General features: G+C 38.8%; 35 protein-coding genes. 20 read left to right on the top strand and 15 right to left on the bottom strand.

Translation table 11 applies throughout. The features are described 5' to 3' along the window. Positions 1–31: 31 nt before the first annotated feature. The gene (locus GS400_RS01540; protein WP_160104485.1) at positions 32–493 is read right to left on the bottom strand and encodes a MarR family winged helix-turn-helix transcriptional regulator; all 462 of its coding nucleotides are present in this window, start codon (positions 491–493) and stop codon (positions 32–34) included. Positions 494–821: 328 nt separating this feature from the next. Here GS400_RS01540 and GS400_RS01535 point away from each other — a divergent pair, with 328 nt between their 5' ends. Further along, positions 822–1,457 (top strand): class I SAM-dependent methyltransferase, encoded by a 636-nt coding sequence (locus GS400_RS01535; protein WP_236561096.1) that lies wholly within the window; start codon positions 822–824, stop codon positions 1,455–1,457. Positions 1,458–1,505: 48 nt separating this feature from the next. Here the strand turns inward: GS400_RS01535 and GS400_RS01530 are convergent, their stop codons facing one another. Together GS400_RS01530 and GS400_RS01525 are read right to left on the bottom strand one after the other, a co-directional pair. After that, positions 1,506–2,282 (bottom strand): FixH family protein, encoded by a 777-nt coding sequence (locus GS400_RS01530; RefSeq protein ID WP_160098484.1) that lies wholly within the window; start codon positions 2,280–2,282, stop codon positions 1,506–1,508. 100 nt (positions 2,283–2,382) lie between these two features. Continuing rightward, the gene (locus tag GS400_RS01525) at positions 2,383–3,279 is read right to left on the bottom strand and encodes a YegS/Rv2252/BmrU family lipid kinase (RefSeq protein WP_160098482.1); all 897 of its coding nucleotides are present in this window, start codon (positions 3,277–3,279) and stop codon (positions 2,383–2,385) included. A gap of 202 nt (positions 3,280–3,481) precedes the next feature. Here GS400_RS01525 and GS400_RS01520 point away from each other — a divergent pair, with 202 nt between their 5' ends. Then, the gene (locus GS400_RS01520; RefSeq protein ID WP_160098480.1) at positions 3,482–3,715 is read left to right on the top strand and encodes a FeoA family protein; all 234 of its coding nucleotides are present in this window, start codon (positions 3,482–3,484) and stop codon (positions 3,713–3,715) included. Positions 3,716–3,928: 213 nt separating this feature from the next. Here GS400_RS01520 and GS400_RS01515 read toward each other — a convergent pair whose 3' ends face one another. From GS400_RS01515 to GS400_RS01495, 5 genes are all read right to left on the bottom strand, one after another. Beyond that, positions 3,929–4,591, bottom strand: a complete 663-nt coding sequence (locus GS400_RS01515) for a DUF4396 domain-containing protein (protein WP_160098478.1) — start codon at positions 4,589–4,591, stop codon at positions 3,929–3,931. 55 nt (positions 4,592–4,646) lie between these two features. Further along, the gene (locus GS400_RS01510) at positions 4,647–4,835 is read right to left on the bottom strand and encodes a hypothetical protein (RefSeq protein WP_160098476.1); all 189 of its coding nucleotides are present in this window, start codon (positions 4,833–4,835) and stop codon (positions 4,647–4,649) included. Between the two features lie 248 nt (positions 4,836–5,083). Beyond that, positions 5,084–5,242: a hypothetical protein gene (locus tag GS400_RS01505; RefSeq protein WP_160098474.1), complete on the bottom strand. Its 159-nt coding sequence runs from the start codon at positions 5,240–5,242 to the stop codon at positions 5,084–5,086. A 347-nt stretch (positions 5,243–5,589) separates the two neighbouring features. Beyond that, positions 5,590–5,868 (bottom strand): DUF6958 family protein, encoded by a 279-nt coding sequence (locus tag GS400_RS01500; RefSeq protein ID WP_160098472.1) that lies wholly within the window; start codon positions 5,866–5,868, stop codon positions 5,590–5,592. A 358-nt stretch (positions 5,869–6,226) separates the two neighbouring features. Then, on the bottom strand, positions 6,227–6,625 hold the full coding sequence (locus tag GS400_RS01495; protein ID WP_160098470.1) for a DoxX family protein: 399 nt from the start codon (positions 6,623–6,625) through the stop codon (positions 6,227–6,229). Positions 6,626–6,790: 165 nt separating this feature from the next. Here GS400_RS01495 and GS400_RS01490 point away from each other — a divergent pair, with 165 nt between their 5' ends. The 5 genes from GS400_RS01490 (at position 6,791) to GS400_RS01470 (ending at position 9,955) form a co-directional block, all read left to right on the top strand. After that, on the top strand, positions 6,791–7,834 hold the full coding sequence (locus tag GS400_RS01490; RefSeq protein WP_160104483.1) for an LLM class flavin-dependent oxidoreductase: 1,044 nt from the start codon (positions 6,791–6,793) through the stop codon (positions 7,832–7,834). 183 nt (positions 7,835–8,017) lie between these two features. Beyond that, positions 8,018–8,500, top strand: coding sequence for a DinB family protein (locus tag GS400_RS01485; RefSeq protein ID WP_160098468.1), 483 nt, complete (start codon positions 8,018–8,020; stop codon positions 8,498–8,500). 112 nt (positions 8,501–8,612) lie between these two features. Then, a complete protein-coding gene (locus GS400_RS01480; RefSeq protein WP_160098466.1) occupies positions 8,613–8,978 on the top strand; it encodes an RNA polymerase sigma factor in 366 nt (121 codons plus the stop codon). Next, on the top strand, positions 8,975–9,166 hold the full coding sequence (locus GS400_RS01475) for a double zinc ribbon domain-containing protein (protein WP_160098464.1): 192 nt from the start codon (positions 8,975–8,977) through the stop codon (positions 9,164–9,166). Before GS400_RS01480 ends, GS400_RS01475 begins: the two co-directional genes overlap by 4 nt. A 99-nt stretch (positions 9,167–9,265) precedes the next feature. Beyond that, a complete protein-coding gene (locus GS400_RS01470) occupies positions 9,266–9,955 on the top strand; it encodes a VOC family protein (RefSeq protein ID WP_160098462.1) in 690 nt (229 codons plus the stop codon). 293 nt (positions 9,956–10,248) lie between these two features. On the opposite strand, the gene GS400_RS01465 is transcribed toward GS400_RS01470, so the two are convergent. Then, on the bottom strand, positions 10,249–10,407 hold the full coding sequence (locus GS400_RS01465; protein ID WP_160098460.1) for a hypothetical protein: 159 nt from the start codon (positions 10,405–10,407) through the stop codon (positions 10,249–10,251). A gap of 383 nt (positions 10,408–10,790) precedes the next feature. Here GS400_RS01465 and GS400_RS01460 point away from each other — a divergent pair, with 383 nt between their 5' ends. After that, positions 10,791–11,168: an ArsR/SmtB family transcription factor gene (locus tag GS400_RS01460; protein WP_160098458.1), complete on the top strand. Its 378-nt coding sequence runs from the start codon at positions 10,791–10,793 to the stop codon at positions 11,166–11,168. Next, positions 11,149–13,278: a heavy metal translocating P-type ATPase gene (locus GS400_RS01455; RefSeq protein ID WP_160098456.1), complete on the top strand. Its 2,130-nt coding sequence runs from the start codon at positions 11,149–11,151 to the stop codon at positions 13,276–13,278. The genes GS400_RS01460 and GS400_RS01455 overlap by 20 nt, the downstream gene beginning before the upstream one ends. Positions 13,279–13,316: 38 nt before the next feature. On the opposite strand, the gene GS400_RS01450 is transcribed toward GS400_RS01455, so the two are convergent. The 4 genes from GS400_RS01450 to GS400_RS01435 form a co-directional block, all read right to left on the bottom strand. Continuing rightward, complete coding sequence (locus GS400_RS01450) at positions 13,317–13,745, bottom strand: hypothetical protein (RefSeq protein WP_160098454.1); 429 nt, start codon at positions 13,743–13,745, stop codon at positions 13,317–13,319. Positions 13,746–13,825: 80 nt separating this feature from the next. Beyond that, positions 13,826–14,326, bottom strand: coding sequence for a GNAT family N-acetyltransferase (locus GS400_RS01445; protein ID WP_160098452.1), 501 nt, complete (start codon positions 14,324–14,326; stop codon positions 13,826–13,828). Between the two features lie 225 nt (positions 14,327–14,551). Beyond that, complete coding sequence (locus GS400_RS01440; protein ID WP_160098450.1) at positions 14,552–14,809, bottom strand: DUF2164 domain-containing protein; 258 nt, start codon at positions 14,807–14,809, stop codon at positions 14,552–14,554. An 80-nt stretch (positions 14,810–14,889) separates the two neighbouring features. Next, complete coding sequence (locus GS400_RS01435; RefSeq protein ID WP_160098448.1) at positions 14,890–15,489, bottom strand: class I SAM-dependent methyltransferase; 600 nt, start codon at positions 15,487–15,489, stop codon at positions 14,890–14,892. A 125-nt stretch (positions 15,490–15,614) separates the two neighbouring features. On the opposite strand from GS400_RS01435, the gene GS400_RS01430 reads away from it, so the two are divergent. Both GS400_RS01430 and GS400_RS01425 read left to right on the top strand, forming a co-directional pair. After that, the gene (locus tag GS400_RS01430) at positions 15,615–16,313 is read left to right on the top strand and encodes an SIMPL domain-containing protein (protein WP_236561095.1); all 699 of its coding nucleotides are present in this window, start codon (positions 15,615–15,617) and stop codon (positions 16,311–16,313) included. A gap of 147 nt (positions 16,314–16,460) precedes the next feature. Further along, complete coding sequence (locus GS400_RS01425; RefSeq protein WP_160098444.1) at positions 16,461–17,084, top strand: Bax inhibitor-1/YccA family protein; 624 nt, start codon at positions 16,461–16,463, stop codon at positions 17,082–17,084. A 103-nt stretch (positions 17,085–17,187) separates the two neighbouring features. Here the strand turns inward: GS400_RS01425 and GS400_RS01420 are convergent, their stop codons facing one another. Then, a complete protein-coding gene (locus tag GS400_RS01420; protein WP_160098442.1) occupies positions 17,188–17,505 on the bottom strand; it encodes a thioredoxin family protein in 318 nt (105 codons plus the stop codon). A gap of 136 nt (positions 17,506–17,641) precedes the next feature. Here GS400_RS01420 and GS400_RS01415 point away from each other — a divergent pair, with 136 nt between their 5' ends. Genes GS400_RS01415 through GS400_RS01385 form a run of 7 tightly spaced genes read left to right on the top strand, consistent with a single transcriptional unit; the run spans position 17,642 to position 24,200 of the window. Then, on the top strand, positions 17,642–18,877 hold the full coding sequence (locus GS400_RS01415) for an ABC transporter substrate-binding protein (RefSeq protein WP_160098440.1): 1,236 nt from the start codon (positions 17,642–17,644) through the stop codon (positions 18,875–18,877). Next, positions 18,855–19,715, top strand: coding sequence for an ABC transporter permease (locus GS400_RS01410; RefSeq protein WP_160098438.1), 861 nt, complete (start codon positions 18,855–18,857; stop codon positions 19,713–19,715). Before GS400_RS01415 ends, GS400_RS01410 begins: the two co-directional genes overlap by 23 nt. Before the next feature lies 1 nt (position 19,716). After that, a complete protein-coding gene (locus GS400_RS01405) occupies positions 19,717–20,526 on the top strand; it encodes an ABC transporter permease (RefSeq protein WP_236561094.1) in 810 nt (269 codons plus the stop codon). Continuing rightward, positions 20,523–21,506: an ABC transporter ATP-binding protein gene (locus tag GS400_RS01400; RefSeq protein WP_160098436.1), complete on the top strand. Its 984-nt coding sequence runs from the start codon at positions 20,523–20,525 to the stop codon at positions 21,504–21,506. Before GS400_RS01405 ends, GS400_RS01400 begins: the two co-directional genes overlap by 4 nt. Before the next feature lie 4 nt (positions 21,507–21,510). Continuing rightward, a complete protein-coding gene (locus GS400_RS01395) occupies positions 21,511–22,161 on the top strand; it encodes a TVP38/TMEM64 family protein (protein WP_160098434.1) in 651 nt (216 codons plus the stop codon). Between the two features lie 17 nt (positions 22,162–22,178). Next, positions 22,179–22,760, top strand: coding sequence for a CDP-alcohol phosphatidyltransferase family protein (locus tag GS400_RS01390; protein WP_160098432.1), 582 nt, complete (start codon positions 22,179–22,181; stop codon positions 22,758–22,760). 15 nt (positions 22,761–22,775) lie between these two features. After that, positions 22,776–24,200 (top strand): dihydrolipoyl dehydrogenase family protein, encoded by a 1,425-nt coding sequence (locus GS400_RS01385; RefSeq protein WP_160098430.1) that lies wholly within the window; start codon positions 22,776–22,778, stop codon positions 24,198–24,200. Positions 24,201–24,226: 26 nt separating this feature from the next. On the opposite strand, the gene GS400_RS01380 is transcribed toward GS400_RS01385, so the two are convergent. Continuing rightward, positions 24,227–24,904: a Crp/Fnr family transcriptional regulator gene (locus tag GS400_RS01380; protein WP_160098428.1), complete on the bottom strand. Its 678-nt coding sequence runs from the start codon at positions 24,902–24,904 to the stop codon at positions 24,227–24,229. Between the two features lie 48 nt (positions 24,905–24,952). Between GS400_RS01380 and GS400_RS01375 the strand changes: the two genes are divergently transcribed. Both GS400_RS01375 and GS400_RS20290 read left to right on the top strand, forming a co-directional pair. Further along, positions 24,953–25,180 (top strand): glutaredoxin family protein, encoded by a 228-nt coding sequence (locus tag GS400_RS01375; protein ID WP_160098426.1) that lies wholly within the window; start codon positions 24,953–24,955, stop codon positions 25,178–25,180. A gap of 133 nt (positions 25,181–25,313) precedes the next feature. Beyond that, entirely contained in the window at positions 25,314–25,448 is a 135-nt protein-coding gene (locus GS400_RS20290) for a hypothetical protein (RefSeq protein WP_255454151.1), read from the top strand. The last annotated feature ends 85 nt before the right edge of the window (positions 25,449–25,533 follow it).

Below are 25,533 nucleotides of genomic sequence, written 5' to 3'. Positions count from 1 at the left end.
GATTATCATAATGCTCACTTAGACTGCAAGATTAATCCAATCGATCGGCATACTGTCCAAGCTTTTTGAGTAAAGGAATAAGCTCCTCTTTCTCCTCATTAGATAGACCACCTGTAATCTCTTCGATTTTCTTCCAGTGATCTGGGAAAATAGATTGTAGTAACTTACACCCTTCGTCTGAAATCGCAGCATAGGTAATACGACGGTCATTCGGACATGGCTTTCGCTCAAGCAAACCTTTTTGTTGAAGCTTGTCCACCACATAGGTAATGCTACCACTTGCTAAAAGAATTTTATCCCCGATTTTTTGTAGAGGTTGTTCTCCTTGATGATAAAGCATTTCAAGAACCCCAAATTCGGTTGGGTTAAGCCCTTGCTCCTGTATATCTCTTTTCACTTGATCTGTGATGGAACGATATGCTTTGGATAACACAACAAATAATCTTAAGGATGGATCTTCTTTCTTTTGTTGATAATGTTGATCTTGATCCATATTAATCAGCCTTTCTGTTCTATTCAATTAAAGTATAGCTACCGTTTCAATTTATTGTCAAACGGGTTTTAACCCTTTAACACGTTCTCTTGGGGGAGCTTTGTGCAATTATTCCCATAGATAAATCTACAGTAAACGTTATTCGTAATACAAGAATAAGGAGGAAACTCTTCTCCTTTAACCTATCTTAGTATTCTTCATACGAAACCCTTCTTTTGAAAGATTGTATAGTATGGCATAATATAGTGAAAAGCGCTTGCAAAATCTTTTTAATCTAGGCTTGTATTCTTTTGTAGTTTTACGGTCTATTAACAGTACTATAACACAAATGAAAGAAAGCGGTGGAACGAACTTGGTAGAAGATACTGGAGAACGTGTAATACCCGAATATATGAAGCCATCAAATGGATTATTGCTCGAGCATATGGCTCGCTATCAATTTGCTCTTCCTTACGTCACAGGTCGGGTACTTGACCTTTCTTGCGGTTCTGGATATGGCACGCATATGATGGCTAAAAACCGAAAAGATGAAATAGATGAAGTATTGGGTGTGGATATTGATCAAGATATCATCAATTATGCAAAAGCTCACTACTACCATCCTAAATCCTTTTTTCAACAGGAAAATGCCGTTGATCCAGAACTACCAGAAAAGCTCGGAACTTTTGATACGATTATTAGCTTCGAAACCTATGAACATATTGAAGAAGAACAACAACTACTTAACAACTATTTTCAATTGTTAAAACCTGGTGGTATGTTAATTGTTTCAACTCCATTTGGACAAGGACGTGGTATTGAATGCGGATCTCCTTTCCACGTCCATCAAATTACACCTGAGGAATTTAAAGACCTGTTTCAGCTTTATTCAGCAGCAGAGTTTTATTATCAAAAAGGTGTCTTAATTGAGCCTGGAAGAGATGGTGTGCATTACCCATTGGGCATAGCAGTTTGTAAAAAATGATTAAGAAAGCCACTCTCACGCTTTTGAGAATGGCTTTTTTTGCATCTACTATTTTATTTCTATCTCTTGTTTCTGATGGCCATGAAGCTCGCCTTTTTCATAATGAACATTTACCGTGTAGGTGCTTGTTGAATCAGCATTGAATTCAGCAGCATATTCCCCTTCTTTACCTTCTTTTGCATCAATATACTGGTGCTTCCCATTATCTTTCCATACTTCAAACCGAACTTTTGCCTCTGCTAAAGGTTCTTCTCCTTTTTGAAGATGAACCATTAATTTCCCTTCTTTGTTCATAAGGTGTACAGCTACACCGTCTGAATGATCTCCATGACTATGTTCTTCTTTGTTCTCATTTTCATTATGGTCATGCGCCTCTGACTTTTCTTCGTTTTCAGATACATTACCAACGTTCAATTTCTTTTGAGGCATGTTATGCATATCGCGAGCCGTTACGTGGGCTATCACATAATAAATGCCTTTCTCATCAAATGTGTGCTGAATGGAATAAATACCTTTCCCTTGCTTTTCTGCCTTCATCTTTTCATGGTCTTCCGAACCCTTTTTCCATAACTCAAATTCTACCTCTTGAGCATCATTTACATTCTCAGAACCTTGTGTAACTTTAGCCTGGATTGTTGTAATCTCTTTTGGTTTTAACGTTTCAGGAACCGTTTTAATCTTTACCTCAATAGCTTGTAATTCTTGGTTTTCTTCTGAATTCTGTTGATCATCATTATTGTTAGCATTGTTTTTCTCTTCAGAACCACATGCTGATAACACAACAAAAATAGTTGAGAGAAGTAATAGTAATCCTAGTTTTCTCATTATTGAATTCTCCTTGTTCATTAATCCCTTATTTACTGTCATATTATCATGAAAGGTTTCCATACAAATCACCGAACCATGACAACTTCATGAAGACTGTTCAGGAATCTTTCATAATCATACGAAGATGGTTCGGTAACACTTTGATATGCCCAGGTGTCTTCAAATAAATTTCTCCATCAGTATCGACATCCATTTCTTCTGCTGTTTCAATCTCTATTTCTTTGCCTTGCGTGTGGAACAACTCCTGAAACGATTCAGGATCAGTCCGAGGCTGATTAAGAGAAAGAAGCTCCCGAAATGTTTTTAGATTCGAGTTTTTTATAACTAACACATCTAATTTTCCATCGTTCACATAAAGGGATGGAGCAGGTATTTGTCTAGTGCCAATGAACCTTCCATTCAGCACGAGAATCATAACTCCTTCTTCTTCATACTCCACTCCATCCACTTTTAATTTATACGTAAAAGTATTGGCTTCGTTCATGGTTTTAAACGCACTAATAAAATAGCTTAATACACCGAATCGATTCTTTTGATCTGGATCTATGTTAATAGAGGTCTCCGTAACCAGACCAATACCCCAGAAGTTTAAGAAGTAACGGTCTCCAACCTGACCAAGATCTACTGGAGCCACCCGGCCATTCACTAACGCATTAGCTGCTGGACCAACATTTTGAGAAATCCCTAACATTCTGGTGAAATCATTACAGGTTCCTCCAGGTAATATACCGATTGCAGGTTGGTGCTCTACATCCGCAATCGCATTTACACAATCGTGAACGGTCCCATCTCCTCCAAGTATGTAAAGAACTTCAACCTCTTCTCCATAATGTTTAACTTTTTCAATAAGGTCATTACGACTTGTCGTTTGCACAACAGAAAGTTTTTCAACATTTTGTGAAAGTATAGGTAATGCTGCAGCTAATTTATCATTTAATTGATCAGGTCCTGCACTCCCATTATATAAAAAAGCACCTGTTTGATACTGTGTCAACTTCTATACCCCCCTACTTTTTCCGTCCAAGTTCGAATTTATATCATAGAACCATTTCCGTTCTGGGTATAAATGAAACCTAACACCATTATCATAAGACTTTTTGCATATCACAGTTTGACCACCCTACTGATGAGGAATATCATTATGTGGTATTTCTTCATTATTTATATTTTCTTGTTTTGTAAGGGGGCAACGAGGAATGCTTATTACACTCTCAGAAGCATATGTTGGTAACCATTTTCAGATTAAGCATATTGAAGCAACAGGTCAGCATGAACAAAGATTATATCGGTTAGGGATCGAAGTGAATACTACTTTAGTACTAATCCGTAAAATTAATGCTGGTCAAATGATAGCTGTACAAATTGGTGAAAAAACTGTAGCACTTCAAAAAGAAGAGACAGACCAAATATATGGAGAAGTATTAGGATAATGATCCGTATTCACCCTAGGCGCCCAAGATACAAGAAGAATAAATGTAAACGGGAAATAAATCCCCTTTCACCCATTTCAGTTAATCTATTATAACCTTATACAACTACTCACATCCCCCTTAAATATAAAGTTCAACTACTAATCTTAACCGAAAACCTCTTGTTATTATTAAAAAGCCCCTTTTGCTTAGTAGCAAAAGGGCTAATATTCTTTACATTGCATCCTTAATTCCTTTTTTCACAAGCCACCAGTTTGCCGGGTAACTTGTGATAAACCCTAGTATCATAGCAATTTGCATCATGAACCAATATGTGATTTCATCAGGTTTTGGCGGGTGTGTAAAGATAATAAAGTGAACGATAGCCATCCAACCAAACATTCCTATTTCAAATGCGATTAATGACCAAGTGTCTGCTTTAACAGCGGATTTAAAAGCACCAAATAGACCTTTATCTTTGTTCATAGGATATATGGCTAATACTTGGAATAACAAACCAAAGGCATAAGCTGCAATAAATTCAATAGTGTAATGAGCTAAAAGTTTAGAACCTAAAATTGTCATTCCAGCAAAGAATACAATTGGAACACCTATGGCATCACCAAGTGTACATCCCGCTGAACAGTGAGTTGTAGAAACAAAGGTCTTAGCTGGACGATCACGATTATCCTCTATATCAAGATCTTTTGCTTTAATACGTCCCCATTTGAAATATGTCCAAAGAGCCACAGGGCCCATAAACCAACCATTAATAGGCCAAACCACATTCATAATTTTCATCATCTGTGGATGACGAATAACATCTATTAATATAATTAACGAAGATAAAAGTCCAATAGCAAGTGCAATCCAAGCTATGATGTGTAGTGTATCCATTATGATTCACCTCAAATTATAGTTTAGAATTAACATACCCTGGTTGGGTGTTTTTCTAAACGAAAAAGTACCAAGTATAGATCAAAGGTTGTCGAAAAAAGCACGACAAACCAAAAAAAATGCCTTCATGAGCTTCTAACCAACCCTCCACCTCTAAATGATACACATCTCCTGTGATAATCATTTCTTTTTTTCGTCCAACAAAATAAACATGTATATCTACCACAGAATACTTAATCTTCACCCATTCACAATCCTACTAGATATTACACTTTAGTCCCCTTATTAGGAATAACTCACAAGTAAAAGCTAAAAAAGAGCTTGGGAAAATTCCAAGTAGTTCGGTTGTGAAGTAGAAAACACGAAATCACAAGCGAAGTAACAGGGTGAATCGCATAACTTTAGACATCTAAATCACACAAAAAAACGCAGAGATATAAAACTCTCTGCGTTTATAATAATTCATTGACTTGCTCTTCAATTAAAACCCCGCTAATTAAAAAAGAATCCAATAAGACGTATAACATTAAATAATAATATGGCAAATGGAACAATGGATAAAATTGTTAACCATTTAATTTTTAGCAAAAACCCAAGTGTTAACAATATTAATCCTACTGCAAGAGTAGCGATAAGCATTATAATCGACATATATTTACCCCCATTATTCTTATTAAATTCTACATCTATATTTCACCATTTACTCTTATAACCCTCTAATATCCCTATAATTCGTTATACAATCAGCATGGGTTTTGACCATGGTTTTAGCATCATTCCAATGGCTGGACAATAGCTATTGTCCTGTTGTTAAAGCCTATGATAAAACCGTTGCTATTTTCGATGTCAAACACTAGTAATACTCGTCATATCAACAAAAAGAAGCAAGCGAACTACTAGGCGAATTCGCTTGCTAAAATACTTGCTATTTACATTTTCCCACCTCTGAACCGAACTACTTAGGAAAATTCCAAGCTCTTTTCTAACTGCATTTTTCTTTATGCTAATTCTAAATATTGCAGGTTATTCCCCTTCGAACGCTTAATATAACCCCTTGCTTCTAAATCTAATTTCACGATCGTTAAGTACCAAGAGATCGAACCATCAAAGTTCCCTTTTAACTGATGGACAACCTCCACTCGCAACTGTTTAAACGAAATGATTTCGTGCTCTCGAATCTTGTTCAAAATACATTCTTTAATTTTTTCATACTTGTCTCTATCTATATTTGGAGCTTCTTTTCCCTCTGGGTGCATGCATGCGATCTTATCTTCCATCAGATCAACCTCCACCTATAATTAAGCAAACCTCAACACCCTCTCACTTTTGATGATCTCAAACATTTCTTTTGTGGGCTGCATCGATTACATATCTAGCTCGTCTTCTGATACTCAGTAACATTTCCGATCCCCTTTAATCGCTTGAGGTGGTGGCTGAATGACGGGGATTCATTCCACCCTCTCACACTCCTTGGTATTTTTTCCGACTTTTCTATCATTTTAACATAGACAGTAGAGAGGACATTGTCAAAATTAGAGGAAGGAATTAAAAAAAATACCGTGCTCTTCCCGAAAGCAGTCGAATCATGTTCGACAAAATCCGGATGAACACGGTACTTGTTATAACCTATTGTTTTTAAAATAAAATGGCATCTAAAGAATAAGAGCCTGCTCCAATTAAAGCTACACCAATGGCGATCACAATGAGGATGAAATTATACTCGTAACCTTGCGCAGTATTCCAATACCCGTTTGGAGCATGAACTTTAACAATCGCACCAAGCATAGTGAGCACAATGAACAATGCTCCAAGAGGCGTTAGCAGTCCTAAAGCAAAAAGACCTCCTCCAATGAATTCAAATAATCCTGCCAATAAAGCCATCGTATAACCAGGCTTAATTCCGATAGAGTCAAAAAAGCCACCTGTACCTTTTAACCCATGACCTCCAAACATTCCAAATAACTTTTGAGCACCGTGCCCTACAAATGTTAATCCAACTGCTAAACGAATAATTAGTAAACCTACACTCATCATAAAATAACGACTCCTTTAAAAATTATTTTGAATTCGAGATATATAACCAAAAAATATAAAACCGCAAATTTATTTCGAATTCAAGATTTATTATATGTTGAAATTATCTCGAAGTCAAGATTTTTTAAGCATGTTTTTTGCAATGTGCTTATGCCTATTCTAATAATGGAGAAAGAAATTAATGTTAGGGTGAACGAATTGACCATCAAATTAAGCGTATTAGATCAATCCCCTATATTAACGGGGATGTCTCCTATAGATGCTTTTCAACAAACTACTGAACTTGTAAAACATGTAGATCGTCTTGGTTACCATCGTTACTGGGTTTCCGAACACCACAGTACTAAAAGCCTGGCTGGATCTGCTCCTGAAATATTAACAGCACATTTAGCAGCACATACGAATTCTATACGCGTCGGCACAGGAGGCGTGCTCCTCCCCCATTACAGTGCTTATAAAGTAGCTGAATCTTTCCGAGTACTCGACACACTTTATCCGGGACGCATTGACCTTGGAGTTGGCCGTGCTCCTGGAGGTATGCCAAATGTGAACCGAGCTCTCAATGACGGTGGTGCACCTAATGTTGAACATTATCCTAAGCAAGTAAAAGAGCTAATGGCTTATCTGCATGGACATGACCCTTATGACATGAATGTCTATGCAACACCTCTAGCTGAGACCACACCATCGATTTGGATGCTCGGTTCAAGCGGTACGAGTGCACGCCTTGCAGCAGATGTAGGAGCTTCCTATTCATTTGCGCATTTTATTAATGGTTACGGGGGAACCCGTGCAATGAGCCGGTATCAGGATCACTTCCAACCCTCTATGCAACAAGAGAGTCCTCAAGGGAATGTCTCGATTTTTGTAGTATGTAGTGAAACAGAAGAAAAAGCTGAATATCTTGCATCAAGCTTGGATTTAGCGATTTTAAAGATTGAACAAGGCGGTAACCGCGATGGCTTCCCAACTCCAGAGGAAGCGAGCCAATACCCTTATTCCATATTTGAAAAAGAGCGTGTGCGTGAAAATAGAAGTCGAATGATTGTAGGCGATCCAAAACAAGTGAAAGAGAAAATTGAACATCTTGCTCGAGCTTATAATGTGGATGAGGTGATCGTGAATACCATTGTGAGTCCATTTGAAGAACGATTAACATCTTATGAATTATTAGCTAAAGAATTTGAATTAGATAAACGGAACGAATAATCATGAAGCCCGAGTATAAAACCTCGGGCTTCATGATTATTTCCGAACCCTCTCCCAACCTTTCTAATTACAACACCACCACACTTCGATCAAACAGCATTTTATCCCCAAACATTTCAATAGGGATCTACACCTTCACCATGATACACTTACTTCAAATTCATTTATAAAGGACGGTTTAATATGTACGGATTAGAAGAAAAGAGAAATCAAATCTTAGAATTCTTACAAAGTCTTACTGATGACCAAGCTCGCACTAAGCCATCAGATGAAAGTTGGAGTATTCTTGAGGTCCTTGAGCATTTATATTTAATTGAGGGCTTTGTTGTCCAGCAGATGGCGAACGCTCTTGAAAAAGGATCAGATCAACAAGCCGAATTAAAACCAATTCATCGTACTCAAGGGCGAGACTATAAAGTTGAAGCTCCAGAATATATACAGCCAAAAGGTCAATTCGAATCCATCCAAGATGCTAAAGATCACTTAGAAAAATCACGTGAACAAATGCTTTTCCTTATTCATAATAAGGACCAAGAACTCCTTCAAAACAGAGTCATGCCCCACCCCGCCTTTGGCGATATGAACCTAGAACAATGGGCGGAATTTATTGGATGGCATGAAATTCGCCACCTTGAACAGATACAAGAAATAAAAGAAGCTTTATAATGTAGTTGAGCAGCTCCTGTTGAGGGCTGCTTTTTTCTTAGCAAAGAATTTTTTATTTCCTTGAACTTTCTCCCTCACTAACCGTAAAAGAAAGTGAAAGGGGGCACGGACAATGAAAGATGAAAAGGCATTAATTAACGCCTATCAAAATGGAAATGAATACGCTGCAGATATGCTCGTTCATAAGCACCAAACCATGTTGTATCGATTTTCATTACGACTCACAAAATCACAGGTCGAAGCAGATGACCTCTTCCAAGAAACTTGGGTCCGTGTTTTCCGATCGTTAAACCGTTATGACGGAGATGGCCCCTTCCAAACATGGTTATGTACCATTTGTATGAACTTATATCGTGATGAATATACAAAGAAGAAACGTTGGCTTAATGTTGTTAAGGATTTCTTCTCAATGAGGATAAAGACATCCAACTGGCTCGTTTACCATCACAGTCAGCAACACAGGAAGACCTCACAATGAAACAAGAGTCAGATGAACAGTTTTTAGAAACGCTTAATGCCCTCCCGGATAAATACCGTGTCCCTTACCTCTACTGTCCTAAGTGTGGAGCAAGCCAAATGGAAACTTGCAATCGCTGTGACCAACCCCTTCATGAAACCTGGATTGTTTGTCCGAAGTGTGCGAAGCCTGTGGGTGAAAAATTATAGTAAAAAGGTAAATGACTCACTGCCCTTTTCACTTCGTTTTCCACCTTAATAATAAGGGTAAATTGAATAATGGATTCAAAAGCCAAAGGAGGCTTTCTTATGTATTTTGATCATCTAGTTGTTGCTGCTAAATCACCTGAGCAGGCAAAAAAAGATATGAATATGAAGCATGGGGTGATCGGGGTGCAAGGTGGAGAGCATAAGGCTTGGGGAACCTATAACCATTTAGCTTTCTTCAGTAATCAGGCTTATATTGAGTGGCTTGGTGTCCAAGATTATGACACTGCCTTGAATTCAGGCAATCCGCTTATCCAACACCTTATACACAACCATGACCAAGACGTGGAAGGTCCTATCACCTTTGCTTTAAGAACATCTGATATGAATTCGCTTATTGAATATTGGGATGAGGAGCGTATCCCCTACCAAGGACCATTTGAAGGAAGTCGTACAAAACCAAACGGCTATACGTTATCCTGGAGAATGCTCTTCCCAAAATTTAATTTTGAATCAAAAGTGTTACCATTTGTTATTGAATGGGGAGGTGACATCAACTCTCCTGACAACCCAGAAGACACCAACTCTATCCCCTTCAATACGATTCATATTGGTGTTGATGAACTCGAGAAATCGAAGGAAGAATGGATGCACCTTTATCAGCTAGGAGAACCAACCCCTTCTACGGACTTAGCTGGGAACCCTTCGTATGATTGGGAACTTGGTAATGGCACCCTTTCTCTTTCAAAAGGAGAAGGGATTAATGCGAAGTTTGGTAATATTAATATTTAATCCTTCTAAGCATGACGTCTTTAAATGGATGTCATGCTTTTTTTATGGTCCATTCTTCTGTTAAAGCCCCCTTATGTGGAAGACTTGGAATCGAGATAAATATGAGAGGAGTCCGTTGCTTTTGTGAGAGTTAGGGGGTCAGTGAAACGTCGATACTCCTGTGGAAGACCGTCCGAGCTTCCTCATCCGCTGCGCTCCTTGCGGGATCTCGGCCGCCCTTTCTACCACTGGAGTACGACGTTTCCTTCCCCCCTTGCTTGTATGGAGGTTAACGGACCCTAGTTGTGTGAGCTCTAACCCTTACGGACATCTGTTCCATTATTTTGAACTTTAAAGGCATTTCGAGAGTCGTTACGGACATATGGTACCTTATTTGTGACATATTGCTCTTTATTAAGGTGATTTGCAGCAATTAGCGGAATGAATGTCCGTAAGCTCTTTAGAAAAACCATTTTAAGGTGAAATAGCGGAACAAATGTCCGTAAGCATTACCTCCTCATATCGCTACGGTTCCGTTAATCACCATTCGGCTAAGGTGGGCTTGGGAACGGGTTGACTCCTCCGGAAATACGGGCGAGCGAGACCCCGCAAGAAGCATAGCGTATGAGGAGGCTCGATCGTTCGTCCGGGGAAAGCAACCCGTTCCCAATCCCACCGTACTCCACAATAGCAACGGAACCGCCTCTCTCACTAAAACAGTTATTCCACATAACTGCCATATAATTGAATAACCCCATATAAAAATTTTTTATATAAACGGATCTATCATTGACATTCAAACACCCATTTGAATATAGTATACTCAAACGATCATTTGAATGATGGAGGAAAACGAATGTCTAAAGATACTTGCGATGTCACCTGTGTCCATGAAGATACGGTGAATCGTGTTAAAGAATCCTTACAACATCAAGAGCCGCTAAGTGTAGCTCATATATTCAAAGCCCTATCTGACGGAACCCGTCTCACGATAGCATATGCCCTTTTACAGGAAGAGGAACTTTGTGTATGTGATGTAGCGAATATAGTGGGTTCATCAACAGCAACCGCTTCCCATCACTTGCGCCATTTACGTAAATTAGGATTAGCACGTTATCGAAAACAAGGAAAACTCGCATACTATTCCTTAGACGATGATCACGTAAAGCAAATCGTTCAACTTGCCTTTACGCACCAAAAGGAGGTGAAGCACCGTGACGACGAATCAAGCTGATACAGAACAGGAAAAAGAGATTTATCGTATTGAAGGTCTCACCTGAGCAAACTGTGCCAAAAAGTTCGAAACGAACGTTAAGCACCTGGATGGTGTGAAAGATGCTCAAATTAATTTCGGCGCTTCGAAAATTTCTGTCTATGGTGATACGACCGTAGAGGATTTAGAAAAAGCAGGCGCCTTTGAAAATTTATCGGTAAGACCTGAAGGAGAAAAGAAAGAAGAGACACCAAAGACACCTTTTATTAAGCGATATTGGCAAGAAATATTCGCTATCCTTCTCATTGTTTGTGGATACACCTCTTCTTTTACAGTTGGAGAACATGATGGTGCTACCATTGGTTTCTTCATCGGTGCCATTCTTGCAGCAGGGATCCCCCTCTTTAAAACTGGGTTCAAGAACCTGCTTCGTCTTGAGTTTGATATGCGCACCTTGATGACCATTGCCATTATTGGTGCTTCAATCATTGGAGAATGGGGAGAAGCTGCAGTCGTAGTTGTTTTATTTGCGATTAGTGAAGCACTCGAAGCTTATTCCATGGATAAAGCTCGCTCGTCTATTCGATCACTCATGGACATTGCTCCTAAAACCGCAACAATCAGACGCGGTCAGAATGAATTGACCGTAGACGTTGAAGACATACAAATTGGCGATATCATGCTTGTTAAACCAGGCGAGAAAATTGCTATGGATGGTATTGTAAAAGATGGTCGCTCCTCAGTTAATCAAGCCGCCATCACTGGAGAATCTGTCCCTGTTGAAAAGACAGAAGGTGACGAAGCTTTTGCAGGAACACTGAATACAGAAGGGTTCTTGGAAATTGAGGTTACCAAACATGTTGACGATACAACAATTGCGAAGATTATTCACCTTGTAGAAGAAGCTCAAGCTGAAAGAGCACCTTCTCAAAAGTTCGTGGATCAATTTGCAAAATACTATACACCAGCAATAATCGCTGTCGCTTTTCTTGTCGCTATATTACCTCCATTGATCGGTGGTGCTTCTTGGTCAACATGGGTGTACCAAGGATTAGCTGTTCTCGTTGTGGGATGTCCTTGTGCTCTCGTTATTTCAACCCCTGTCTCAATTGTAACTGCGATAGGAAACGCTGCTCGAAATGGCGTGCTTGTTAAAGGCGGAATCTATCTAGAACAAGTCGCAAAAGTTAAAGCCGTTGCGTTTGATAAAACCGGAACGCTAACAAAAGGAGTTCCAGAAGTTACGGACCTAAAGTTCGTTTCCGATGAAAACCGCTCGAAAATTTTAGCTCAAGTCGCGGGATTAGAAACGAAATCTCAGCATCCTCTAGCATCAGCCATTTTGAAGAGAACTCAAGAAGAAGAGATTGCTCCTATAGAGGTTGACGAGTTTCAATCGATTACAGGCAAAGGGATATCTGGAGAGTTCAATGGATCAACGTATTACGTAGGGTCTCTCGCACTATTTACTGAAGATCTTTCTATGGATGTTCCACAAAACATTCTTGAGCTTGTTGAATCGTTACAGAAACAAGGTAAGACCGTTATGATCGCGGGTACATCACATGAAATTGATGTGATTCTTGCAGTCCGTGATGAACTACGGGAACATGCAACGAATATTTTATCGACCATTCATGAACTAGGGATCAGAGAAACTGTAATGTTAACAGGTGATCATCACCTTACCGCAAAATCACTAGGTGAAGAGTCTGGTGTGAAAGAGGTCAAAGCAGAACTTCTTCCTCAGCAAAAGCTCGAATGGATTAAGCATTATGAGAAAAATGTTGGACCAGTTGCAATGGTCGGAGACGGTGTGAATGATGCCCCTGCTCTAGCAACATCAACTGTAGGTGTAGCTATGGGTGGAGCAGGAACCGATACAGCTCTGGAAACAGCTGATATTGCACTAATGGCCGATGATCTCGATAAGCTGCCATTTACCATTCGCCTCAGCCGCAAAGCATTACGAGTGATTAAACAAAACATTAGCTTTGCCCTTATAGTTAAGCTACTAGCGTTGTTACTTGTAATCCCTGGCTGGCTAACATTATGGATCGCTATATTTGCAGACATGGGCGCGACATTACTTGTAACGTTGAATGGACTAAGGCTGTTAAGAACCAAATAAAAAAAGCTTGAGGCTCCTAAGAAGTGCCTCAAGCTTTTTTATTTGGATTTATTTTGTTGCTCCCTCGCCAACTTTAGCATATAGGGTTCAACCTTAAATACCTTGAGAACTATAAATAATATCATGTAGAAAAATAAGCTGACAGGGCCACCGCCTCTAACAGTATCCGCCTCAAGCCATTTGTTATAATAGATTACAGGAACATTTTCTAGTATTTGTATAAATACTCCTGTGATCCCCATCGGTAGCAGTGCTAATCCTACTCCTTTAATCATTGGATCTACTCCTAGAAATACCGAAATGTACACCAATAATCCTATCCAAAAGATAATTAATCGCTGCCCCCATATGATGGATTCACTTGTAAGGATCATAGACGAAACTAACCCTATTAATATAAAAACAAAATTAAGGAGATAAAACTTTTGACTGTCTCTTAGTTTATAAATGAAGTTCTTTATGATCATGTCTTACACCCTATTCATTATCTGTTAAGTAGAGTTTATCAAAAAGAATGCTCCCCCTAATGTAGTAAATGTTTCCATATCTAATTATTCACACGCTCTAAATCGATCTGATAAAATGCTAAGTCCAACCACCGATCAAATTTATAACCCGCTTTCTGAATAGTCCCACTATATGTAAACCCTACTTTTTCATGCAAGGATATACTTCCTTTGTTCGTACCATCAATCCCTGCAACCATGGTAATATAGCCATCCTGTTTAGCGGCTTTTATGATCTCTTTTAGTAACGTGCCACCGATACCTTTACCACCATGTTTAGGGTTCACATATACAGAATGCTCAACAGTATATTGATAGGCAGGCCAATCCCTGAAGGCACCATATGTAGCAAATCCACAAACTTCTCCATCTTCTTCATAAACCATAATGGGTACGCTAGCTTTTTGTTTCTTTTCAAACCACTGAACACGGTTTTCGTAAGAATAGGGTTCATAATCATATACAGCCGTAGTGTTTACAACCGCATCGTTATAGATGAATAAAATATCTTTTATATCGTCTTTATTTGCTATTCGAATCATGAAGGACGCTCCTTTTATGTTAATGAATCTATGTTAATCATATTAGGTGGTCATATCAAGTTTTAATTCTTCATTTGATTCTATAGACAGAATCGCCCATTCTTCTTTTTCTTATTGTAGCTCCATTTTGAATTATGTATAAGCTCGTACGTTTATTATTTAAGGGATTAAACCACCTCTCAAAACGAATATCAAAAAATTAAAAAACGGCAAGTCACCAGGACTCTACCGTTCACGTTGCACATAAATAGGTTTTTCTAACGATGTAATATCCTCGTCGATATTCATCATCTTTTCATCAATCATTTTCTTCGCATCTCGCACGCCTTGATTGTATATGTAAGGACCAATCTCTTTTACAAAATAATGATAAAACTGTTCAGCTCCGATCATCCCAAGCTCTTCACCACGTTCCATTTCAAAATAAGCTTGAATCTGAGCGATAATTTGATCTTTGTCATCTTTGGAAATTTTAATATCCATACTCGTCCCTCCTTGCTTATACTGTAACATAGTCAACAAAGTATAATCCCACTCGCAAACTTTTATTCTAAAGGTCTCTATTAAGGAGCACTTCCCACCACACAGGTTGTTTTGTTTGGCTTACCGGGACGATGGTGTACACGTACATATTCAAAGCCTGCTTGTTCTAAGAAGGAGCGTATTTGATCACCTGCTAATTCAGCCGTTTGATCAGAAGCTCCTTTTTCATGAGGTTGAAGCGTAATCGCAATTCGGCCGGCTTTTCTCATACGAGTTTTAAGGTTATTGAGTGTCCTAACAGGGTCTTCCCAATACGTGATGTTGTTAATGGTTATAACTTTATCTATTGGTTTTGAAACGACATCCACTTCTCCTGCTTTAGCTTCTTTCAATTCCACCCTACCTTCATCTACCCACTTTTGATTACGCCGAGTTGCTTCTTCTACCATCGTGCCAGATGGATCTAACCCCGTTACGTGAATATCTCTATATGTTTTACAGAGGCTTCGAATACAATAACCGGGGCCAAATCCAATCTCTAATACATGTTCATCAGATTGAATATCTAAAAAAGATAACGTCCACTTACTAATCGCTGCATTTTCTCTATACATGATGAAGCCAACGATTCTACCAATTAAACCCTTTGGCTTAGAAAACTGTGAAAAAAGTAGTCCCATTATTGTTTAGCTCCTTTATCAAATCTGTATCTTTTTTTTCCCGATTTTCAAAAGATCAAGCATAATGAGGAATTTTCTTTCATGAAATAAGTAGTAGCGACTAATTCATGAAAGGTGGAATCAATATGTACTATCCGCCCTATCCTTCTCCTGCACCCAAACCTGTAAGGAACCAACAGGATAATGGGAAAAAACGTTTGATGACAGTTACTGGAGTCGGTTCTGTATCTACTCAACCGAATGTAGCTAAAATTAACCTTGGTGTCGAAACCCAAGACGAGGAATTAACAAAAGCCCAGCAAGATAACGCACAGACTTTAAATAAAGTGATTGATTCTCTTGTACAAATGGGGATTCCTCGTGAGGATATTCAAACTGTAGATTATTTTATTTACCCCCAATATGATTATGTAGATGGAAAACAAGAATTTAGAGGTTATCAGGTAACGCATACGCTTCAGGTGACGATAAAGGATCTAAGCCAAACGGGTAAAGTAATCGACACAGCTGTTCAAAATGGGGCGAATCGCGTGTCGAATATTGAGTTTACAATTGACAACCCTCAACAATATTACAAGCGAGCACTAAATCGAGCTTTAGAGAATGCAGTATCAAAAGCACAAACCATAGCGAATCAAATGAATTTAAACCTAGATCCAACACCAACACAAATTGTCGAAGAGCTCCCTCAAGGAACCGTAACTCCTCAGACATTTAAACAGGCTGAAGCTGTAAGTTCAGCATCCACTCAAGTCGAACCAGGCCAAATCGAGATTACTGCAAGAATTGAAACGAAATTCCAATATACTTCGGCAAACGGTTAAAAAAAATCATTGAGTTTACTTTTTAAAGTAATTTATTAGTGGCATGACAGAAGGTCAGTTAAGTGGCCAGCCAAACCTGCGGGTAGATTCGACAAAACGTTACACAATCTACTATACTATGGAGAGTTTGATGAAGGAGGATTCCTTATGCAAAAAGGTGAATTATTAGCCGCGGTGCTAAGAACCTTTGCGATCTCCATTGGGTTTGCCTTGATTGGATTATTCGCTGGCCAATGGGTTCCACCGGCTCTCTTTTTACCGCTCATTATATTAGAATTCATACTACTTATTGTCGTATTCTTTGTACGTAAAGCCAAAAAGATCAGCTACTCATTCCTATTCTTTTTCACCTTTATATCAGGCTTAACGCTATTTCCTGTTATGTCCTACTACGTCAGTTCAATTGGAGCATATACTGTACTCGTTGTGTTCGGCGTAACGGCTGTTATTTTCACAGTACTCTCCATTTATGCTTGGAAGACTAAACGTGACTTAAGCTTTATGGGCGGGATGCTCATGAGTGCACTTCTAGCGCTTATCCTCGTTTGGATCATCCATATGATCTTTAACTTGGGTGGAATGGCTATTCTAGTCATCACGATCATTAGCATTCTGATATTCTCAGGCTTTATTATCTATGACATTAACAAAATTAAACACGGTTATCATGATGAGAAAGATATTCCCTTACTTGCGTTAAATCTCTATCTAGACTTTCTTAATCTATTCTTGGATTTGCTACGCCTTGTAAAAATTCTATCTGATGATTAAAAAATGCGTGCCCCCTTCATGGAGGCACGCATTTTTAATTTATCCAAATGGATGATATAGCAAAACAAAAGCACCTACCTGTGGCAGATGCTTTTTCATGATTTTATAGAGATTTTGTTAAGAATTCTTGTACTTCATCAGGTGTCTTCGCATTTGCACTGTGTAAGTGAGCGATCTTTGCACCGTTTTGGAAGATTAGAATGCTCGGAATTCCCATTACATCATACTCTTGTGCAATTTCAGGAAGTTCATCACGGTTAATTTCGAACCACTGATAGCCACTGTACTCTTCTAAGATATCTCCGATGAACATATCCATACGCTTACAGTCCGGGCACCAGTTTGCTGAGAATTTTATCATAACAGGCTTTTCGCTGTTAATTGTGTTTTGAAACGTTGCTGTTTCATGAATCATTTCCATGGTCATAGCCTCCTATAAAGTCTTACCTACTATATTTAAACATATCATAACATGGAACGAAAACACATTGTGTAAGTTGGATTACATTATAAATTACTTTAGTATTTGTATAATAAAATTATTAGGAGGGCTATATATGAAAAAACAACCTTTTTTAATTCTATTCATCCTGTTGTTAACGGCATGCGGTCAAACTAATAATCCAACCACTCAATCGATTGATTTTCAAAATACATCTTGGTCAGACATCACTCAAAAAGCAGACGCCACCACTGTACACATTCATATGTGGGGCGGAGATGAAGGCATTAACCGCTATATAGATGAATGGGTCGCTCCTAAACTTAAAGAACAATACAACATTACATTAAAGAGAACGCCAATGGACACGCAAAACATATTACAAAAGCTCCACTCAGAAAAAAGAGCCGGTAAAAAGAAAGGAACCATTGATGTGATTTGGATCAATGGTGAGAATTTTAAAAACGCTAAGAATAGCGATTTACTTTATGGTCCGTTTCGAAACCAGCTCCCCAATTTCAAAAAATACTACGACCAGGAAAGCTTAGCTTTTCAATATGACTTCGGAACAGCTGTGGATGGTTATGAAGCACCTTGGGGTAAAGTACAGTTCGTTTTTCAATACGATAGCAATAAAATCGAAGAGCCTCCTAAATCATTTGAAGAACTAAAAGTCTGGGTGAAAGACAATCCTGGCAAGTTCACTTATCCAAACCCAGATGATTTTTCAGGCAACGCTTTTTTAAGGCATTTACTCTATCAATCGGCTGACAGTCCTGAATCCATTATCGAAGAACCCTTTTCAAAGCAACATGCCACAAAGCATTCTGAACAAATGTGGTCTTATTTAAACGAAATCCAACCTCATTTATGGCGCGAGGGAAAGCATTACCCATCCACGTTATCCCAACTCGATCGGTTATATAGAAATGGAGACGTATGGATGACCATGGGTTATAACGAAGCCAGGGCTGAACACATGATTGAAGATGGCGTTTTTCCTGAGTCAACTCGCTCTTTTGTCATGGAGTCGGGATCAATTGGAAATACGCACTTCCTTGCGATTCCATACAACAGCCCAAACAAGGAAGGTGCCATAACAGCCATCAACTTTTTATTATCACCAAATGCACAACTGAAAAAGCTCAAACCCACTTATTGGGGGGACAATACGCCAATAAGTATTGATAAATTATCAGCCGAGGATCGGGAAAAATTCCAATCTCTTGATCGTGGTAAGACTGTCTTACCAGCTAAAAAGTTAGAGGAGAGCTTTTTACCTGAGGCTGATTCCACCTATGTAGAGTGGTTAAAGGAGAATTGGAAGAATGAAGTCATCCGGAAAGACTAAGATCTGGCTCCTCTTACTCCCGGTATTACTATTTTTATTATTACCTGCTTACGGGCTATTTTCAGCTCTATGGAGTAGCTTAGTACATCAGGGGAGTCTATCGCTTCAAACTTATGAGGAGTTATTTCAAAAGGAGGCATTTTGGTACTCCTTATTTTACAGCCTTCGTATCACCTTGATTGCTACTGGATGTTCATTAGTGATTGGCCTTTTACTAACACGAGCTTTTTATCCTCTAATTAATCGAATGTCTGGGAAGCTAAGTGTATGGATTCCGATGCTATTCCCTCACTTTGTATGGGGGTATATCGTTTTATTACTCTTTGAACAGAGCGGCTTGTTTTCTTATATGTTCTATCACCTTGGAGTCATCGAAAGTCGTGAGTCCTTCCCTATCCTAACCAATGATCAAAATGGGATTGGGATGATCCTCACTTATGTAGGTAAAGAAGTTCCTTTCGTAATCTTGATGCTGTTACCTGTCTATGTACAACAAAATCACGAGTATAAAGACTTGGTTCGAACACTTGGGGGAGGTCGTTGGGCAGCGTTTAAAGATGCAGAGTGGCCATGGGTCTCTCCTATTTTGCTTGAATCAGGAATCATTCTATTTGCTTTTATTTTAAGCGCTTATGAAGTGCCTTATTTACTAGGGTCTACATTTCCTGAAATGATTTCAATCTTAACATACGATTGGTTTTACGCTGGAGATTGGAGTGAGCGTCCTCTGGCTTTTGCAGCGATGATTTCTACAAGCATACTGATTGGTATTGTGTCTTGGGGTCTATACGCGATAACGAATCGCAAGCGTTGGTTATTTACGAAAGGAAACAGATAACATGATGAAAGCACCAAGAAATAAAAAGATTCAATTCTGGTTATATACAACAACTTTGTTTCTCTTTCCTGTGCTTTTCTTATTATTCAAAAGCTTTACCTTACCAACTCGGTATGAAGCTCATGTTCACACCCATTTCACATTACAAGGGTGGGGAACTCTTTTCTCAGAGAACCAACTCATACATGCTACCTTGGTATCACTTGGGATTGGAGCAATCGTTGTATTACTAAATTTAATCATAGGTCTGACAGCTGGGTATGCACTAGCGATGTATGACTTTAAAGGGAAATCATTCTTAGAAGCTGTCATCCTTTTCCCTATTATTATCCCATTACTTGCTATTACAATTGGCGTCCACATTGCGATGATACGTCTAGATATGACTAATACTTGGATAGGTGTGGTCTTGATTCACTTAGTTCCTACCATACCTTACTCTGTAAAAATCTTGCGCAATGGTTATACATCTTTAGGTGCTTCTATGTTAGAACAATCTCGCATTTTAGGTCCTAATCCATGGCAAAGATTTTTATCGATTGACGTTCCTTTATTAAAACCAGCCATAAGGAGCACAATCTTTCTAACATTTGTCATCAGCCTGAGTCAGTATGTGATAACTGCAATCATCGGGGGAGGAAATGTAGTTACCTTGGCTCTTGTATATTTTCCATTTTTAAACTCAGCGAATAGTACTGTGCTAGCAGCGTTCTCGATATGGTTCGCTTTGCTTCCCCTTCTATTTTATATCATGGTTGAGTTATTGTTCCTCTTATTACCGTATCAAAACCCTTGGAGGATTCGCACATGACATCACCTTATATCCAACTACAGCAAGCAACGAAATCCTTTCAAACAAATACAGTTTTCGAACAATTGGATCTCTCTCTAGATAAGGGAGAAATCATGAGTATTGTTGGACCTTCAGGCAGTGGTAAAACCACTTTATTACGCTGCTTAGCTGGACTTGAACCTTTTACACAAGGCCGTTTTCTCATTAATAAGGAAAACGTAACGAACATGGATGCTAACAAGCGTCCTGTAAGCTTAGTTTTTCAACAGCCTTTGCTATTCCCTCACATGACGATTTTGGAAAATGTCGCATATGGACTAACGTTCCAAAAACGTTATAAGAATGAGCGAACAGAACGGGCACAATCTCTTTTACAACATGTAGGATTAAATGGGTATGAACGAGCTTTTCCTCATGAACTCTCTGGAGGTCAGCAGCAACGGGTATCATTAGCTCGTTCGCTAGCTATTCAACCCGAACTTCTTTTACTCGATGAACCGTTTAGCAGTCTTGATGAGCAGTTAAGAGACGAGATGAGAACTTGGGTAAGAGATTTGCTTAAAGATCAGAACATCACGGCTCTATTTATCACGCATGATCGTGAGGAAGCAATGTATATGGGGGATCGAGTAGGCGTCTTCCATGAAGGATTTTTCCAACAAATAGGTGAGCCAAAAGATGTTTATCAGACTCCTGCTAACTCATTTGTTGCTGAATTCTTTGGAGATCATTTGGTTATAGATGAAGATTATTACGCTCCCCTTCATTCACTATTTGTCACAACCAATGAACCCCGAACTGAGCAATATTGTTGGGAAGGCATAGTTAAAAACGGAATCTTTTACCACGGGAATCGCTTTTATCAAATTAGGATCCCTTCTTTACAAAAAAATGTAACACTCTCGAGCGGATTAGAGCTTTCGATTGGAACGAATGTATTTGTAACAGCAGACCAAGAGCGTGTCCAATCGTTTATGAATTCCAAATCAAAGGAATGATTGTATGAAACAACTAAGAAACTGGATCAAACCGATTATCTTTTTGCTTATATTTTTAATCCTAGCCTATATTGTGCGGTTTGAATTCAATATCACAGCAACAAATATTAAAAACTTCATCTTATCTTTTGGTTGGTGGTCGCCATTTATCTTTTTTATCATATACGCCATTGGACCCTTTGTCTTTTTCCCGACATCCATTCTTTCTCTTGCTGCCGGGATTGCCTATGGGGTATTCCCTGGATTCTTTTATATACTGATTGGCGCAACGGGTGCGGCAGCAACAGGATATGTGATGGCTCGTTATTTTGGCGATTCCATATTAAAATTTCACAATTTCAAGTGGTCTGATCAAGTGTATGAAAAGGTACAAGAACGAGGTTTTCTATATGTCCTTATCTTACGCTTAATTCCTTTAATAGGATTCGACGTTTTAAGCTACATTTCTGGAATTGCACGAGTTAAATTTCGTTCTTATATGATGGCCACAATCGGAATTATTCCTGGTACGTTCGCCTATAGTTTCCTTGGTTCTAGCATTGAATCAGGGAATACGAGCATGATAATAGTAGCCCTCATTATATTTGTTGTTCTTTTAGGCTTAACCTACTTATTAAGAAATCAAGTTAAAAAATGGCTTGGTCTTACGGAATAAATGAAGGAGTCGATACCATGCTAGATACTCACGCAAGAAAATTTGTACAACCTTCTATAGAAAAAACAGGGAAATGGCTGGTAGATAAAGGTCTGACTCCGAACCAAGTCACATTTATAGCATTTTTGGTCGGAATATCAGCTGGTGGCTTCTATATTTTAGGATCACCTCTTATAGCTGTTATCGTCCTATGGTTCTCTGGGTTCCTCGATGCAGTGGATGGTACGATGGCTCGTCTTACCAAACCATCCTCTTTTGGGACAGTAATGGATATTACGTTTGACCGTGTGGTCGAAATTACTATTATTTTAGCTATTGCATTTGTTCACCCTGATCTGATGTGGTCTTTATTACTACTAAGCGTTTCCATCATTTTTTCTATGACTATATTTCTTACAGTAGGAGCTGTTTCTGAAAAGCAAGGCATCAAGTCATTCTATTACCAAGCAGGATTAGCAGAGCGTTCAGAAGGATTTATCCTTTTTAGCATTATGATGTTATTCCCATCTATTCTATTATGGTCCACGTTAGCCTTTTTAGCTGTTGAGATATTCACAGGCTTACAACGCTTCTTTGAAGCCAAACGAATTTTATCTTAGAGAGGAGATGATCCAATGAAAAAATATGACCTAATTATTGTCGGTGGTGGTGCTGGTGGTTTAACCGTTGCGGCTGGTGCTGCTTCTCTTGGAGCGAAAACAGCTCTTATTGATAAGCGCGAAGACCTTGGAGGGGATTGTCTACATTACGGTTGTGTTCCATCAAAAGCACTCATTGAAGTAGCAAATGAAGTTTACCACGCAAGGAATGTAAGTGCGTATGGAGTTCATGCTTCAGGAGATGTTGATATGAAGGCTATTAACGATCGAATTAAACAATCAATCTCCCATATTCAAGAGCACGATAGTATCGACCGTTTTAAAGAGCTTGGAATTGATGTCTATATTGGTGATGCCTCCTTTCATAATGAACATGAAGTCGATGTTGAAGGCAACACACGTGTGTATGGCAAACGAATTGTAATCTCTACGGGGTCGAGTCCAAACATTCCACCAATTGAAGGATTAGATCAGACTGGCTACCTTACGAATGAAACAGTTTTCGATTTGAATGAACTTCCAAAGAAACTCGTATTTATTGGTGGCGGTCCTATTGGCTTGGAGATTGCTCAAGCATTTTCAAGACTCGGTTCTGAAGTTACGGTCTTAGAAGCTGGTCCATCTGTACTTGGCAAAGAAGATTACGACATTCAAAAAAAAGCTCAAGAGATTCTTGAGCAAGAAATAAACATTGTCACTCATGCAAAAGTAGAGAAAACTTCACGGGAAAACGGGCAAACTCATGTACACTATTCCGTGGGAAATCATACACATGTAATCGAAACGGACAAAGTCTTTTTAGCCACTGGACGTAAACCAAACACGGACTCTCTCCAGTTAGACCAAGCAGGTGTGAAATTAGATGAGCGAGGATTCGTGAAGGTTGATGGTACGATGCGTACATCTGTAAGTCACATTTTTGCAGTCGGTGATGTGAACGGTTCTTATCCTTTCACCCACGTCGCAGGTCACGAAGGCAAGACTGTCGTACAAAATGCTGTGTTTGGTCTGCGCCGAAGTGTATCCTATGAAAATATTCCATGGAATACTTACCTTACTCCTGAGGTATTCCACTTCGGATTGACTCAAGAAGAAGCACAAAAAGAGCACGGCGATGTGATGATCTATCAAACGAACTTAGATGAAGTAGACCGTTACGTGGCAGATCATGCCTCGGAGGGTTTCTTGAAAATCATCACTTCTACTAAAGGTCAGATTGTAGGTGCTCATGCGATTGGTAAAGGTGTTGGGGACTGGATGCAAGTTCTCATTCTAGCCGTGGAAAAAGGCATGAAAATCGGAGATCTTTCTAATATGATTTATCCTTACCCAAACCACACAGCAGCAATTGAACAAGCAAGTAATCAGTACTGGCGAAACAAATTATTCTCTGGTGTTGTTCCAAAGCTGACCCAAACATTCATACGTTGGTTTAGATAGTGATTGGATGTGTAAGGACCTCTTCCTTACACATCCAAAAGTTCTTTAACTTTTTCAGCATGAACAGAAAACCAGATGCCTTTTTTGATATAGCCCTCTTTTTTAAGCTGACTAATAATTGCACTGGTGGTCTCTCTAGTTGAACCGATCATATTGGCTAAATCCTGGTGAGTGAGGCGCATCTCGATCGTTTGCCAGTGATTTTTGCGACGACCTGTTTTCTCACTTAACATAAGGAGTAGATATAATAAGCGGTTTTTCACGTCACTCAAGGCAATCTTTTCACTAATGCTGTAAACTTCTTTTAAACGTGTGGATAAGATATCAATAAGCTTTAAAGCGATTTTGGGGTTTTTTTCAATAAAATGCTCAAAATCCTCATGACTTAATATACACACATATGTATCTACCATAGCTTCAGCATAAATTTGATCATCGGTTAAGGATACGGTAGAGGTTTCACCAAAGATATTTCCATCCACCAAAATATCGACGGTAAATTGTCTTCCTTCACTGTTCATTCGGTATAGGCGAACTTGCCCTTGCTTCAACAAAAACAGTGCTTGAATTGGGTTTTCAGGAGACAATATCGTAGTCCCTTTTTTGAGTGGTTTCATTTCACTCATTTCGTCAATTACCATTAACTCTTCTTTTGGGAGCTCATCAAATAAACTTATTTGAGAGAGCATTAACAATTTATCCACTAGTTTCACCTCTTAGAATATCGACATCAAAGAAAAGGAGGTTCTCAATTGAAAAAGCTTTATACCATGGATGGGTGCATGAAATGTTTTAAGGCTAAAAAGCAGCTTGAGAGCCAGAACATTGAATTTCGAGAAATAAATATTTTACAAACTCCGCAAGCACCTAACCAGCTGAAAGACTTAATCGGGGAAGTTTATGTACCCGTTCTTGTCACCAATAATAAAGTTATAAAAGGGTTAGATATTATAGAGTACCTAGAGCATGATCACCTATAACTAGTTATAATATGCACTACGTTTATCTTATCTTTAGAGTTTAAACAATGGGGAAGAAAAATGAATGATTCTGATCAACATAATGATATTTTAACGGCAAAAGATACAATGGAAAAGTAAAAGGGCATTATTAATGGCTGATTACATAGTAAACCAGACGAATAAGCTAACGAAGGCGTTTACAACCATGAGTAGTAATGTTGACATAGCTTCCAAAAAATCAACCGAAGGAAAAACATCGTACAATCCACTTGTGAACGAAATGTAAGTAATCCAAGACTTCTCTTCCGTATTATTAGAAAAAGCACAAGTATTATCCTCATTTTCCAAATCATTAATTGAAATTATATCGA

The sequence above is a fragment of the Pontibacillus sp. HMF3514 genome (genome assembly GCF_009858175.1).
Taxonomy (GTDB): domain Bacteria; phylum Bacillota; class Bacilli; order Bacillales; family BH030062; genus Pontibacillus.
This window is presented reverse-complemented; position numbering and strand designations above follow the sequence as displayed.